This window comes from bacterium (assembly GCA_035419245.1).
Lineage (GTDB): Bacteria > Zhuqueibacterota > Zhuqueibacteria > Residuimicrobiales > Residuimicrobiaceae > JAKPUX01.
This window is the reverse complement of record DAOLSP010000001.1, coordinates 253,445-268,939: the sequence shown is the minus strand read 5'-3', so window position 1 is coordinate 268,939 and position 15,495 is coordinate 253,445. Positions and strand designations below refer to the sequence as shown.

Genomic DNA, 15,495 nt, shown 5'->3' with positions numbered 1-15,495 from the left:
ATGGATCAACCTTATGAACTGTTGTTCTTGGCCTGCCTCTTTACAGCTCCTGCGTGTCTCGATCACTCTTGCTCCCACTTCATTTCGGCCTCTCGGCCGCCTTGTTGCTGTCGTCTCTTCAAAAAAATCAGAACATTCATCGGCATCTATTTCACAAAGCACCGCAGAAAACGATGCATAACGCTTCAAAAAGGAGGAGAAGTATGAAGCAAACCGCTACCAAAGGACTGGTGTTCCTGTTGCTGCTGCTCGTGCCGGTTGGCGTTTGGGCCCAGGGCCTCACCACCGCGGCTCTGAACGGCCGGGTTGTTGACAACAACCAGCAGCCGCTGATCGGCGCCAACATTATGGCTGTCCATCAACCCAGTGGAACGACCTTCGGCATTAATTCCCGCGCCGACGGCCGTTATAACATCCCCGGCATGCGCGTCGGCGGTCCTTACACCATCACCGCCCGCTTTGTCGGTTACAAGACGGAAAAGATCGAGAATGTCTACTTAACCCTGGGTCAGGACATGAGGATCGATTTCATCTTGCCGCAAGAGAGCATCGATTTTGGCCAGGTGGTCACGACGGCCGAGCGCGATCCCATCATGAGTGCCTCGCGCACCGGCGCCGCCACCACCATCAGCACACAGACCATGCAAATGCTGCCCACCATCAGCCAGAGGATCGAAGATTTCGCCCGGCTGACCCCGCAGTACAATCCCTCCGGCTATGGCTTTTCATTCGCCGGCCAGGATAACCGCATGAACAATGTCACGGTGGACGGCTCCTACTTCAATAACTCGTTCGGTCTTTCGGGCCAGCCTGGTGACCGCACCGGTGTCGCCCCCATTTCTCTGGAGGCGATCGAGCAGCTTCAGATCAACATCGCCCCTTACGACGTCCGCCAGGGTAATTTCGTCGGCGCCGGCGTCAACACCGTAACCAAGAGCGGCACCAACGAGTTTTCCGGCTCCATCTACGGTCTGACTCGCGACCAGAGCCTCGTCGGTACCAAGGCGCGGGATCTAAAATTCGACCCGGGCACCTTCAGCTATAACCGCTATGGCGCCCGCCTCGGCGGCCCAATCATCAAAAACAAACTCTTCTTCTTCGTCGATGCCGAAAGCGACAAGCTGACCCAGCCGGGCACCACCTATACGGCCAGAACCGATGCCAGCCAGGCCGTCGCCGGAATGACCACCCGCGTTCTCGCTTCGGATCTGGACGCCCTGAGTGCCTATCTGAAGAAGAATTTCAATTACGAGACCGGTCCGTACCAGGGCTATGATCATGAGACCCCGGCTTTGCGCTTCATCGCCAAGATCGATTACAACCTCAACAACCGCAACAAGCTGAGTCTGCGGTACAACCACCTGAATTCGGACACGGACGTGCTGCTCTCCAACTCCTCTTCGCTGGGATATGGCTCACGCCGCAGCAACTCAACCGGTCTGAACTTCCAGAACTCGAATTACAAAATCAAGGAAAACATCCGCTCAATCGTCGGCGAGTGGAATGCCATGATCGGTGCCAACATGGCCAATAACCTCATCATCGGCTATACGTACAACGACGAAAGCCGCGATTCGCGCGGCGAGCTCTTCCCGATGGTCGACATCCTCGAGGGCGGTTCGGTTTATACCACCTTCGGCTTCGAACCCTTCACGCCGAACAATGAACTGCGCTACAAGACCTTCCAGCTGCAGGACACCTGGACAATCTATGGTCCCAAGCACAACTGGACCTTCGGCGCCAGCCTCGAGCGCTACTATTCGGAAAACGTTTTCTTCCCGGGATCTCAGGGCATTTATGTCTACAATTCGCTGGCTGATTTCTACACCGATGCCAACGATTACCTTGCCAATCCCAATCGCACCGTCTCCCCGGTCAAGCTGGCGACCTTCCAGAAGCGCTGGATCAACATCCCCGGCATGAAGAAGCCGATCCAGCCTCTCAAAGTCTGGTATGCCGGTATCTACGGCCAGGATGAGATGCAGATCAACAAGAATATCCGCCTGACTGCTGGTCTGCGGCTGGATGTGCCCTTCTTCGAGAAGACCGGCTTTGACAACGTCAATGCCGACACCACCCACTTCCTCGATGAGAACGGCGACGTCGTCCAGTACAAAACCGACAAGCTGCCAGACGCCAACATCCATTTTTCGCCGCGTTTTGGTTTCAACTGGGATGTCAAGGGCGATCGATCGACCCAGGTCCGTGGCGGTACCGGTATCTTCACCGGCAAACCCGCCTACGTCTGGATCTCCAACCAGATCGGCAACACCGGCATGCTGACCGGCTTTGAAAAACTCACCAATACCACAGCGCGTCCTTTCAATCCCAATCCCCACGCTTACGAGCCCGCAAATGTGACCGGAGCGCCTGCCGCGAGCTACGAGCTGGCTCTGACCGATCCCAATTTCAAGTTCCCGCAGATCTGGAGAAGCAACCTCGGTGTGGACCAGAAGCTGCCCTGGGGCCTAATTGGAACAGCTGAAGTCCTGTATGGCCGCGACGTCAACGGCATCTACTACATCAACGCCAATCTGCCGAAAGCGCAGACTAATTTCAACGGCGCTGATAACCGGCCGCGCTATACCAGCAACCGCATCAACAACACCAAAGGCAACGTGGTTGAGAATGCGATCGTCCTGAAGAACCAGAATGTCGGCTATTCCTATAACATCATCGCCGCCCTTGAAAAACCCTTCAGCAATGGTTTCTATGGCAAGGTGGCCTACAGCTACGGCATCGCCAAGAACACGGTCGATCCGGGCTCCATCGCCTCCGGCTCCTGGACGGGCAATGCGATCAACTGGGATCCCAACAATCCTGTGAACGCCTATTCCGCTACCTCCGCCGGATCGCGTATTATCGGCGCCCTTTCCTACCGCTTCGAATATCTCAAGATGGGTGCCACGACGGTGGCCCTCTTTCTGGATGGGTTCTCGGTCGGTAACGCCAGTTACATTTTCAGCGGCGATTTGAATGGCGACGGTGCCACCGGCAATGATCTGATCTACATCCACAAAGACAAGTCCGAGATGAATTTCCAGGAATACAAATCGGGCAGTGTCACCTTCACTGCGGCCCAGCAGGCGGACGCCTGGGATGCCTACATCAAGCAGGACAAGTATCTGAGCAAGCACCGCGGTGAGTATGCCGGCCGCAATGCGGTCCGGTTACCGATGGTCTATCGTGCGGATCTCTCGATCTCCCAGGACCTGTTCACCGACTTCCTCGGCAAGCGCAACACCCTGCAGTTCCGCGTTGATTTCATCAATTTCACCAACATGATCAACAAGAACTGGGGTGTGAGTAAAAAGATGGTATCCAACTCGCCGCTGGTGGTACCGAAAACCGGCGCTGCGGATTCCGAGGGCAAGGCGACCTATACGCTGCGCAGCTTCAGTGGCAAGCTGATGGATCACACCTTTGACTACAACGCGACCCTCAGCGATGTCTACAGAGTCCAGTTCGGTTTGCGCTATAATTTCAACTGAGCTCAACCAAAATTATTAGCCCCACCGGATCTTCGAGAAAGGGTTGCCGGGTTTTGCCCGGCAACCCTTTTCCATGTGCAGACCCGGCAACATTTAACTTGACAAAAAGCATAAATATGGATAAGTTTTGCCCATGAAAGAGATCTTGTATACGATCATCCCCTGGGCTTCAGGGGATATCCTGATTGCCGGACCGGAGGGGGCGCTGAGCCGACTCGGTTTCATGCGCGGGCGGAGCGAAGCCGAGTTGCTGCTTCCCTTCGGGGGGCAGTGCACCGTGCGCAAGGCGCCCGGTTTTCTGCCAGAGGTGCAGGAACAACTACGGCGTTACCTTGCCGGCGAGAGGGTGGAGTGGCGGGTCAAAATCGAACTTCCCTATGGTACCGCCTTTCAGCGCTCGGTCTGGCAGGAGCTGCAAAGAATCCCCTGGGGCCAGACCAGTACCTATGGTGAATTGGCCGCCCGGCTGGGCAAACCGCAGGCGATGCGAGCGGTCGGGGGCGCCAACGGTGCCAATCCAGTGGCCATCATCATCCCTTGCCATCGAGTCGTGGCGGCCCATGGCCGTCTCGGCGGCTACAGCGGCGGGCTCGAGGTGAAACGGGCGCTGTTGCATCTCGAGGGGATTGCACTTTGAGTGTACAAGCCCATCTCCCGTATATTCCCCTGGTCACCGGTCATTTCTCCGCCCCTGAGGTTCAGGTTTCGTGGAAAAACGGGGCCGAAGCCCGGCCGCCACAATTGCAACGGGCTGTCGATGCCGCCTGGAAGGGACTCCAGCCCAATCCACACTTCAACGGCCGGATCGCGCGGCTAGAAGCTTGGGCGGTGGAACGGGGCACGCTCGAACTGCAGCTGCGCCCGACCGACTACAAGACTCTGCTCTATTCCAACGGGCATGTCGAGGAGATCGTCGCACAGTGGGGGGAAGAGGCGTTGGCAAAAGCCCTGGGCATCAGCGCGGTGGTGCTGAGCGCGGACGGGCTGCTGATTCTGATGCAGCGAAGCGAGCTGGTGGGAGAATATCCTGGCTGTTTTGATGTTTTCGGCGGCCATATTGAAGCGCCCGCGCGCAGCGGACGGCCCGATCCCTTCGCCAGCATGGAGAGAGAGCTCGCCGAGGAGCTGGCCCTGGCTGCAGAGGACTACGTTCTGCGCTGCATAGGACTGCTGCTGGCGCGCCAGACCCGCAAGCCCGAGCTGATCTTCCGCGCCCACAGCCGGCTGCACAGCGACAGGCTGCTGCAGGCTGCAGTAGAGGCACAGGACCGCTACGAATATACCCGGCTTTTGACTCTGCCTGCAGAGGCGGTGGAGATCGCGGAATTTCTGAGGCAGCACAAGTCCCGGGTCAGTCCCTCGGCTTATGGTGCCCTGGACCTGTTCGCCGCGACCCTACTGACTTTTTAGTGAGGTTATCTTGATGAAGAATGGAATGGAAGTGCACCCCCGTTCAACCGGCGTAGTTGTGGACTCCAAGGAGTATGCCTTCCCCAGCGTCAACCGTGTGGCTATCGCCGGCCGCCTGATTCAGGATCCGCCGCTGCGCTGGACGACACGAGGCGTGCCGGTCACCAACTTTGTCATCGTCACCTCGCCAGAAAGCGAACCCAATCTGCCCGAGGGCTTGGAACGGCCGCCCTGCTATATCAGCATTGTCGTTTGGGCCCAGCAAGCGGTGCAGTGCAATAAATTTCTGCGCAAGGGGAACTCGGTAATGGTCATCGGTGAGTTGCAATCGATGCCGAACCATGCCCCTGAGCGCAATTATTTCCCCGTTCAGGTCAATGCCCAATGGATTCAGTATCTGGAAAAAGGGGAGGCTTCGCCCGGCGAGGCGGAATTCAGCGATTAGGAACAAAAAGAGAGAGCGATCTCGGACCAGAAGGATTGACCGATCCGCAGCTATGACAACGCGTCCTTCATGGGCACGTTTTTTGGGGGGATGTCTCAGTATCCCAGCACACTGCCAGCGCCGCCGAAACGCTCGAGCTTGATGTCGCTGAGGCTCGGGGATTTGATGTTGATGCGGAAATAGACGCGTTTTCCAGGTCCGGAAGGCACCCAGTCGACGGAAGCCTCCCAGCAGTGCAAATCGCGATAAAAGGTCATGCGATGGTAGGTGACACTTCCCTTTTCGAGGTCAAGATGGGCGCTGTAGCCGATGCGGAGGTTCCGGCTCAGGCTTAGTTCAGCCCCTGAAATATCCAGATAATAGCGTTTTACCGGGCGGTCGGGGTTGGATTTGTCGAGGGAGAAGTTGAAGGTTGTGTTGAGACGCCACGGGATGCTCTGCTGGGAGAAGGCCCGGTCGTCCTGAAACCTCCGGCCGCGCCGGAGCATGTTCTCTTCCTCCACCGTCAGATTGTCGTCCCACCTCAGGCTGTCGCCTGCCGCACGGCTGGAATCGGCGCCGGCCCCTGGTTTCTGCTTTTTATCGCCCTTGCCTTCAAATCGCAGCGAAAAATTCAAATTTAGAGCGGTCAGCCGCGCCAGATCACCGCTGCGCCATCCGCCGGACTCGAAGAGATAGCGGTTAACGCGGCGGGCGATGTTCTTATCCCATGCATAAAAGGAATGGGTCGTTCCGGCGCTGAGGCTGAAATTGCGCGCCGGATTGGCCTGCCAGGAACTGCGCAGATCGGAGAGACGGTATTGCTCCGCCCTGAAATTGTAACTTGTGCTGAAATCCATATTGAAAAGATCGACTTTTTTAGTCTTCTCCCCGCGTCCCCGTTTCATCTGGAAGAGGTTGCGTACGCTCATGCTCACCATCTGTGAACCGCCGCTGCCGGTGCTCCCTCCGAAGCGGTCCCTTTTGACTGTTTTTCCTGAGGCATCCTTGAGATAAACATAATAGCCCCAGCTGCGGTCGGAAAAGTCCGGACGATAGCTGAAGGAGACCGAGGGAGTGATGACGTGGCGGATGGCCTGGATATCGCCGATTCCCGGTGCGATGACGCCGTAGATTTTGGTATTGGCCGAAGCGCTATAATTGAAGGTGTGGCGAACCGCCAGCCGGCTTTCCTCCTGGTCGTCGATCCCGCCGGTCGCTGGATTGAGGGCAAAGGTGTGGATCCTATCGTACCAGTCCTGCTCGACGCTCAAGGCATGGTTGATCGCGAGAAAACCGAAGTATTTATTGGGGCTGGACAGAGAGAGATCAAGGGAATTATTGAGCGAACGGTTGACATCCGCCTTTTTGGTGGTGTCGGAGCTGGTGATCACCAGGTACTCCCGGCGCGTATTGCTGTAGTTGGCCCCATAGGAGAGATAAAGGTTGTTGTACCATTTGTTCATGCGGCGAGTTCCGGCACCTGATTTGGCTTTGCCGGGCTTGAAGAGCTGGGTTTGGCTTTTACGCAGCGAGAGTTGCGGTAGCGTGGTCTGGGTGACATCTTCCTGGAGGTCGTGTACTTGTGAGAGGTTGACGCTGAGGCTGAGTTTTTGTTCCGCCCAGTATTTGCTGTAGGTGGCGTTGGAACGGAGTTCGCGGGTCAGCCGGGTATAGAGACTGGTGCTGAGATCCTTGTAGTAGCTGTTGTCGCTGATGAAATAGCCGCTGGCGCTCAAGCGCGAGCTTGGGCTGAACTCCTGGCTGTGACGAACGGTCAGGTCCCAGCGCCGGTCGTTATATCCGGAGGTAAAATTCTTGCGGGTGAAAGACCCCTCGATGCTGCCGTTCAGAAGATAGCGGACGGCGTAATTGGTCCCCAGTTCCATCAGCCAACCCGATTTTTCGAAAAAATCCACGGTGGCGCGGGCGTCGAAATAGTCGTTTGGGGCCCAGTAATAGCCGAGGCCGCGAAGGTGGCGCCCCTCCTGGGTGCTTTCGCCATAACGGGGGATGATGATGCCGGAATGGCGGCCGGTTTTGGTCGGGAAAAATGCGAAGGGAAGGGCCGCCACCGGGATATGGCCGAGATAGAGGACGATGGGCTTGGCGATGACTCGTTCATTGACGATCATCTTGAGCCGGCGCGCCTTGAAATGAAAATGGGGGTTGCTGTCGAGATCGCAGGTGGTGTAGATGGAGTTGGAGACGTTAAAGGTCTTGTTACCGACCAGTTTGATCTGTGCACCGAGGTAGCGGCCATCCTCGAAGGTGGTGCGGCCGCGGAGGACCCGCCCGCGTTCGGTCTTGTAGTTGTAGATCATTTTGTCGCCGGTCATTTCCGAGCCGTTCTCCACCAGGACCGGCAGACCGCGGAAAGAGGTTCGGCGTGTGGAGTCACCCCCGGCCGGATTTTTGACCCAAACGGTGTCGGGGATTCCTTCGGCGGTGAGGGTCTGAGTGTCCCAATCGATAGTGATTCGGCCGGCCTTGAGGGTCATGTTCTTGTAATGGACCTGAGCATCGCCAGTGAAATAGCTCTTGCGGGCTTGGACATCGTTGTCGATTTGCTGGGCCTGGTAAATGATGGTGGTATCAATGCCGGATGCCGGCCTAGGCTTGGCCGCCTTCTGTGAATCGGCGGTCGGGACCGGCTGCGCCGAGGGCAGGGCGGGGGTGCTGGCACGCCTGGTTTGCGCCTGCGGCTGATCCGGCAGCAAAACAAGGAATGTGCTCAAGAGCAGCGTGATCCAGCCGAATGCAAAGAGGGGGTGCTGCCGCATCATCGCTTTCGCCCCGGCCAGAGCTGCAGCAGCCGCTCTTTGATTTTCTTCTCGATGCCGTTTTCTGTAGGATGGTAAAAGACGGTGCCCTTGAGTGCTTCCGGCAGATAGTTCTGGTCGGTAAAGCCGCCGAAGTCGTGGGGGTAATGATAACCGCTGGCGTAGCCGAAATCCTTCATCATTTTGGTTGGTGCATTGCGCAAATGCAGCGGGACGTCCACGGAATCGCCCTGGCGGACGCGCTCGCTGGCTGCCTCCAGTGCCAGGTAGGAGGCATTGCTCTTGGGGGCGCAGGCGAGGTAGGTGGCCGCCTGCGCGAGCACGATGCGGCCTTCAGGCATGCCGACAGCATGCACGGCCTGAAAAGCGGCCGAGGCGACCATGAGACCATGGGGATCGGCATTGCTGATGTCTTCGGAAGCGAGAATGATCAGGCGTCGAGCGATGAAGAGGGGGTCCTCGCCAGCGTCGAGCATACGCGCCAACCAGTAGAGTGCGGCATCGGGATCGGAGCCGCGGACGCTCTTGATGAAGGCGGAGATGACATCATAATGGTATTCGCCCTGGCGGTCATAGAGCAGGGTTCGGCGCTGCATCGCTTCCTGGACCAGGGCGCAGTCGATGGCGCGGATACCCGCCTCGTCGGGATGGGCGAGGCGGCCGGCGAGTTCGAGGGCGGTGAGGGCATTGCGGGCGTCGCCGCCGGCCAGGGTGATCAGCATGGCGCGGGCCTCCGGGTCGAGGCGCAAATTCTGCGCTTTCAAGCCCTCCTCGGCGGTCAGAGCACGATCGAGGATGCGGCCCAACTCGTCGGGGGTGAGCGCTTCCAGTTTGTACACGCGGCAGCGCGAAAGCAGGGCGGGAATCACCTCGAAGCTCGGGTTCTCGGTAGTAGCGCCGATCAGCAGCAGTGTCCCATCTTCGACACTGTGCAGCAGGGCGTCCTGCTGCGATTTGTTGAAACGGTGGATTTCATCGATGAAGAGGATCGTGCCGCGGCTGCCGATGCGCCGCCTCTCTCTGGCCTGAGTGATGATCTTGCGGACATCGGCCACCCCGGCGGTGACGGCACTCAGGGCGCTGAAATGGGAGTGGCTCTCCCGGGCGATGATCCGCGCCAGGGTGGTTTTTCCGGTACCGGGCGGACCCCAGAAAATCATCGAGACCAGCTGGCCGCTCTCGATGGCGCGGCGGATGATCTTGTCCGGCCCGAGAAGATGCGCCTGCCCGACAAACTCATCCAGGGAAGTAGGACGCAGACGCTCCGCCAGGGGGGCATCGCTTCCCGCACTCTTTGTTTCCGGCGCCGCCTCTTCGAAAAGATCCATTGCTCACCCACATCCAGTTTTTATTTATTAAATGTAGCTAAAAAGAGAGGGAATTGCAAGCTGCAAAACAGGGGCCGTTGGGCAGGTATCAAAATCGTTGAGCACTGTGCGTATTTTTTGTAACAATTGAGCATGAAAAAGAGTATATTAGAGATTGTATACCCGGGAAACCCGTGCCGGCAAACCTTATTTTTTGCCCGATGCCTGTTTTCCTATTTCACGCATGCCCTTTGGAGGAATTGATGAGGAGAAATAGAACTGCTCCCGGGATCGCCATCCTGATCCTGGTGGCTGCTCTGAACCTGAGTGCGCAAGAGCGTGTGACGCTGACCATCCAGGAGAGCGTCGATATGGCCCTGGCCAAGAACCCCGAAATCCGGATGGCCGAAAAAGAATTGGCCAAAGCCCGTGCCGGGGTCTGGGAGGCAACCTCGAATATCCTGCCACAGGTGAACGGTTACGCCAATTTGCAGCACGCCTGGGACATTCAGCGGCAGACGATCCCCAATTTTCTCAAGCCGATGCTCGGTCCCCTGGTGAATATGATTCCCGAGCTTTCGGGAATGCCCGACTACGTCCAGCTCTCCTTCGGCATGGAAAATACCCTGACCTATGGTGCCACGCTGACCCAGCCGCTTTTTCTCGGCGGCGCCGGGGTATCGGCGATCAAGATGGCTGCTGCCGGCAAACGGGCCGCTGAGCAGAACCTCGAGTCAAAACGCCAGAATTTGATCTACCAGACCGCCAGCGCCTTCTATGCCTGCCTGCTGGCCCAGGAATTGGCCGCTGTTCAAGAGGAGGCCCTGGGGCAGGCCCAGGCCAATCTCGATGTGGTGACGAAAAAATTCAGTGTCGGTTCGGCCTCCGGGTTTGACAAGATGCGCGCGGAGGTGGAGGTCGCCAATCTCAAGCCCGAGGTGATCTCGGCGAAGAATAATCTTCAGCTGGCGGTCACCGGATTGCGCACGGTGCTCGGTCTGCCGCGCGCGACTGAAATCCAGATGGAAGGGAGCCTGGCCTATGCCGAGGATGATTTCAGTAACATGACGCTTGAGGAATTTCAGAACCGCGCCCTGACCGCCCGGCCGGAGATCCTGGCCATGAAGGAGCAGAAGCTCATCAGCAGCAAGGGGGTGACGGTTGCTGCAAGCGCGTTCATGCCCAAACTTTTCTTTCAGACCGATTATTCCTATATGGCGATGAAGAACAGCATGAGGTTCACCCAGGGAGATTTCAGCAAAGGCTTTACTTCGGCGGTGAGTCTGCAGCTGCCGCTCTTCACCGGATTCAAGAACAGCAAGCAGTACCAGAAGGCGCGGCTGGATCAGAAGATCATGGGCGATACCGAAAAGCAACTTTTCGACGGCATCGCCGCCGATGCCGAGGTGAGTTACAACAAGTTTCAGGAGGCGAAGCAAAAATACCTCGCGGCGAAGGAGTCTTCCAGCCTGGCCCAGGAGGCCTTGCGCCTCGCTAACCTGATGTACGCAGAGGGTGCTAATACCCAGCTGGATGTGCTCAATTCCCAACTGGCGGTCAATCGCGCCAAGCTGAATTATGTCTCCTCGCTCTATGAATATCAGATGGCCCGCTACCAGTTGCGCCGGGCTGTCGGCAAACTAACCGCCGTTCTCTAGACTACCGTGAAAAGGAGAAACCCCATGCAACGTCGTTTGGTATATGCATTGCTCCTTAGCGCCATCCTGTTGTTGTGGGGCGCGGGATGCAACAACAACAAGGGCAAAGCTGAAGAGGTCATGCGCGTCCCAGTGGAGGTGGCATCCGTTCAGAAAAGCAGGGTCGTCCAGTCCCTGAACTTCAATGGCGATGTCGAGGCGGAATTCGAGGTCAAGGTTTTTTCCAAGATCCCCGACCGGATTGAGAAATACTATGTCGACGAAGGAGACCTGGTTCGCCAGGGCGCTCCCATCGCCCGCATCTTTGCCGCCACCATTGAACAGGGGGTGCGTCAGGCCGAAGCGGGGCTCAGCGCCGCCAGAGCCCAGGAGGCCAATGTCGCCGTCGAATATGAACGCGCCCAGCGGCTTTTTAAAGAGAACGCGATGAGCAAGCAGCAATATGACCTGGTGGTGACGCAATATGAAGCGGCCAAGGCGGCCCTGGAGCAGGCGCAGGCCGGTCTGCTTACAGCCCGGAGCACGCTTGCCGATGCGACCATCACAGCCCCGATCTCCGGCATCATCGGTAAACGCTATTACGAGGCAGGGGATATGGCCAATCCGGCCATGCCCGTGGCCACTGTGGTTCAAATGGAACGGGTCAAGATTTCCATTGATGCGACTGAAAATGATCTGGGCAAAATTCGTCTCGGGCAGGATGCAGAGATTCAAGTGCGCAGCTTTGAACACGAATCCTTCAGCGGCAAGATCAGCAAGATCAGCCCAGTGCTCGATCCGCTGACCCGCATGGCCACGGTGGAAGTTCTGGTCAACAATCCGGAGCGCCGTCTGAAACCAGGCATGTTTGCGCGCGTCCGGATCGTCACCGGCGTGATCGAGAATACGATTGCCGTGCCGCGGTATGCAACCGTCGAGAAAAGCGCCATCGAGATGATCGACGGTGAGGAGAAGGTAGTTACCCATTACTTGGTTTTTGTCGTCCAAGGAGACAAGGCGGTGCAGCGCCAGCTGCAGGTCTCTTATGTGGATCATCTGCAGCTGGCCGTCACCGGCGGCCTGACTATAGGCGATCAGCTGGTTACAGTCGGTCAAGGCAGTCTGCGTGATGGTACCCCGGTGAAGATCATCTCCAAGGGGGAGGCCAGTCTATGAAGATAACCCAGGTCTCCATCAAGCGCGGGGTGACCACCGCCATGATTTATATCATTGCGGTAGGCTTTGGCCTTTTTTCCCTGGCGCGCCTCAACCTCGATCTCTACCCCAAGCTTGAATTCCCGATGCTCGCGGTGATCACCCAGTACACCGGGGTCAGCCCGGACGACCTGGAGACCGTCGTTACACGGCCAATCGAGGAAGCGGTCGCCTCGGTGGAGAATGTCAAAACGGTCAGCTCCACCACCCAACAGGGTCTTTCGTTGATCATGGTCGAGTTCACCTGGGGCACCGATATGAATCAGGCGGAGATCGATGTGCGCAACAATCTCGAGTACATCCGCGACTATATGCCCGCCGATGCCTCGCAGCCGATGGTCTTCGCCTTTGACATTTCGGCCCAGCCGATCCTCTATTTGACCCTCTCCTCGCGTGATCTCAGCCAGGCTGAGCTGCGCTATATCGGCGAGCATGACCTCGAACCGCGCCTGGAGCGTATCTCCGGAGTCGCTTCGGCCTCAACCATGGGTGGAATGAAACGCGAGATCAAGGTTTTTGCGGACCCGATGCGCATGCGCGCCCATCGTATCTCCCTGCAGCAGATCACCAGCGCGCTGCAAGCGGGCAATCTGCAGATCCCGTCCGGAATGGTCGAGGATGACAAGCTCGAATTCTCGGTCAATACCTCAGGGCAGTACAGCAGTGTCGACCAGATCGCCAACACCAGCGTTGCGACCTACAACGGCACCGTGATCCGCCTCAGCGATGTGGCGCGCGTCGAGGATGGATTCAGCGAGCAGCGTCAGCGCGTCTGGAACAATAACAAGCCCGCGGTGAGCGTGATGGTGCAGCGCCAGTCGGATGCCAATTCGGTTTCCGTCTGCCGTGAGGTGGCCAAACGCCTTCCCGCCATCGAGAAGGAACTGCCCGCAGGGGTCAAGATCGAGACGATGATGGATCTCTCCAAATTCATCACCCAGTCCATGTCCAATCTGAACGCTACTGCCTGGCAGGCGGTGTTGCTCACTTTTCTGGTGCTGCTCCTCTTTCTCCGTAATATCCGCAGCTCGCTGATTGTGGCGATTTCGATCCCGACTTCCGTGGTTACTACTTTTGCCGTTATGGACCAGGCCGGCATCTCCCTGAACATTATCTCGATGGCGGGCCTTGCCCTGGCGATCGGCATGCTGGTTGACAACTCGATCGTCGTCCTGGAGAGCATCTTCAGGCGCCACGATGAACTCAAAGAAAAACTGGTCGATGCCGCCAATAACGGGACGCAGGAGGTGGCCATGGCGGTCACCGCCTCTACCCTGACGACCCTGGTGGTTTTTGTCCCGGTGCTTTTTGTGCCCGGCATGGCTGGCATGCTCTTCCGCGACATGGTGATCACCATCTGCTTTTCGCTGACCATCTCGCTGGTCGTTGCCTTGACCCTGATCCCGCTTCTAGCTTCGCGCATCCTGCGCATTCAGAAAAATCTCGATCCCAAGGGTTTGACCATGCGGGCGCACCGGCTGATCACTGCATGGCTGGATAGCCTGCACAGCTTTTACGCGCGCAGCCTGGCTGGCGCCATGCGGCACAAAAAGTCCGTTCTGGCGGTCACCATTCTTGCATTCATCCTGGCCGTGACCTGGATGTTCCTGGCCGGCGGCGATTTCATCCCGAAAACCGACAACGGATTTATCGCCGTCTCGGTCGATCGTTCACCAGGGACCAGTTTGACCGCTATGGACAAAAGCATGCAGGAACTGAACCAGATCCTCAAAGAAAAGATACCGGAAGCGGAGAATATTTATGCCAATTTCGGCCAGGGGGAAGGGATCATGGCCCTCTTCTCCTCGAAGAGCTCCGCCGAAGGGGACATCACCATCCGCCTCAAGGATAGGACCCACCGCAAGCGTAGTTCCTTCGAGATCCAGGATGCTGTGCGGGATGAGCTGAATGCCCTGCCGGATATGACAGTCAAATTCGCCGATCGCGGCGAGCAGCTCTTCAGCGGCGCCGATATCGCGGTAAAAATCTTCGGACACGATCTGGAGAAATCCGAGGCGATCAGCAACGAGCTTGAACCCAAGCTGGCTAGGATCAAGGGTGTTGCATCCGTCACCTCCAGCATCCGTAAGGCGACACCGGAATTGCGGATCCATCTCGACAGGCAGCGCATCGCCGACCTGGGATTGAGCACCGCCCAGATAGGCCAGGTGGTGAGCACCAGTATCTTGGGGTCCACGGTCACGCAGTTCCGCGACAGCGGCGATGAATACGACATCAAGCTGCAGCTGGATAAAAAATTTCGCACCAGCAAGGAGGATCTCGAAAACATCCTCATCATGGCCCCCACCGGCAGCCAGATCCCGTTGCGAGCGTTGGCGAACGTGGAATATACCCGGGCCCCGCGCGAAATCCTCCGGGAGGACCAGGAACGCATCGTAACCCTCAGCCTCGATGTTTCAGGACGGGATTTGCGCAGCGTCACTGGAGATGTCAACAAGGTCATTAAGGAAGTGGCGCTGCCGCGCGATTTTCGCACCGAAATCGGCGGCACAGCGCAGGATCAGCAGGAATCCTTTATGTATCTCGGCATTGCCCTGCTGGTGGCGATCATCCTGACCTACATGGTGATGGCTTCGCAGTTCGAATCGCTGGTGGATCCCTTCACCATCCTTTTCACTGTTCCACTGTCGATGATCGGTGTCGCCCTCGGTCTGATGGTGACCGGGACGGATATGAACGTCATGGCTCTTGTTGGGGTGGTCATGCTGGTCGGCATCGTGGTCAACAACGGCATCGTGCTGGTCGACAAGATCAACCAGCTGCGGCACGAGGGTTGGGAACTGGAGGCGGCGATCCATGAAGCCGGCCGCGTGCGTCTGCGCCCGGTTCTGATGACCGCTCTGACCACCATCCTCGGCATGCTGCCGTTGGCCCTTGGTGCAGGCGAAAGCGGCGAGATCTGGGCGCCAATGGGACGGGCGGTCATGGGTGGCATGACCGTGGCCACAGTTCTGACCCTGGTGATTGTGCCGATCATCTACTATTATATGGAATTCATCGGTTCGCGGGCCAACCGCTTCCGCAAGGCGCGGGAGCAGCGCCGTCTTGAAAAGGGTATTGTCCACGCCGAAGAGTAATCGCACAACCGGGAGAAGGGGCCGCATCGCAAGATTTGGCCCCTTCTCCGATTAATTTGCGAATGGGAATATCCCGGACATCAACCCGTGTTACCCGAATAGATGGCATTCCCCGTTGTCCCTAGTAGTA

At 57.6% G+C, this 15,495-nt stretch carries 9 protein-coding genes; 7 read left to right on the top strand and 2 right to left on the bottom strand.

Translation table 11 applies throughout. From position 1 onward, the window contains the following. Positions 1–203 precede the first annotated feature (203 nt). The 4 genes from PLH32_01050 (at position 204) to PLH32_01035 (ending at position 5,346) form a co-directional block, all read left to right on the top strand. Positions 204–3,491 carry a carboxypeptidase regulatory-like domain-containing protein gene (locus tag PLH32_01050; GenBank protein ID HQJ63175.1) on the top strand — a complete coding sequence of 1,096 codons (3,288 nt, stop codon included), beginning with the start codon at positions 204–206 and terminating at the stop codon, positions 3,489–3,491. 133 nt (positions 3,492–3,624) lie between these two features. Further along, entirely contained in the window at positions 3,625–4,128 is a 504-nt protein-coding gene (locus tag PLH32_01045) for a methylated-DNA--[protein]-cysteine S-methyltransferase (GenBank protein ID HQJ63174.1), read from the top strand. Beyond that, on the top strand, positions 4,125–4,901 hold the full coding sequence (locus tag PLH32_01040) for a hypothetical protein (protein ID HQJ63173.1): 777 nt from the start codon (positions 4,125–4,127) through the stop codon (positions 4,899–4,901). Before PLH32_01045 ends, PLH32_01040 begins: the two co-directional genes overlap by 4 nt. Positions 4,902–4,914: 13 nt before the next feature. Then, entirely contained in the window at positions 4,915–5,346 is a 432-nt protein-coding gene (locus PLH32_01035; GenBank protein ID HQJ63172.1) for a single-stranded DNA-binding protein, read from the top strand. A gap of 95 nt (positions 5,347–5,441) precedes the next feature. Here the strand turns inward: PLH32_01035 and PLH32_01030 are convergent, their stop codons facing one another. Next, on the bottom strand, positions 5,442–8,111 hold the full coding sequence (locus PLH32_01030; protein HQJ63171.1) for a putative LPS assembly protein LptD: 2,670 nt from the start codon (positions 8,109–8,111) through the stop codon (positions 5,442–5,444). Further along, complete coding sequence (locus PLH32_01025; GenBank protein ID HQJ63170.1) at positions 8,108–9,436, bottom strand: replication-associated recombination protein A; 1,329 nt, start codon at positions 9,434–9,436, stop codon at positions 8,108–8,110. Before PLH32_01025 ends, PLH32_01030 begins: the two co-directional genes overlap by 4 nt. Before the next feature lie 242 nt (positions 9,437–9,678). Between PLH32_01025 and PLH32_01020 the strand changes: the two genes are divergently transcribed. The 3 genes from PLH32_01020 to PLH32_01010 are packed head-to-tail and all read left to right on the top strand — an operon-like array spanning position 9,679 to position 15,365. Beyond that, positions 9,679–11,073: a TolC family protein gene (locus PLH32_01020; protein ID HQJ63169.1), complete on the top strand. Its 1,395-nt coding sequence runs from the start codon at positions 9,679–9,681 to the stop codon at positions 11,071–11,073. A gap of 24 nt (positions 11,074–11,097) precedes the next feature. Continuing rightward, complete coding sequence (locus PLH32_01015; protein HQJ63168.1) at positions 11,098–12,228, top strand: efflux RND transporter periplasmic adaptor subunit; 1,131 nt, start codon at positions 11,098–11,100, stop codon at positions 12,226–12,228. After that, positions 12,225–15,365 carry an efflux RND transporter permease subunit gene (locus PLH32_01010; protein ID HQJ63167.1) on the top strand — a complete coding sequence of 1,047 codons (3,141 nt, stop codon included), beginning with the start codon at positions 12,225–12,227 and terminating at the stop codon, positions 15,363–15,365. Before PLH32_01015 ends, PLH32_01010 begins: the two co-directional genes overlap by 4 nt. The last annotated feature ends 130 nt before the right edge of the window (positions 15,366–15,495 follow it).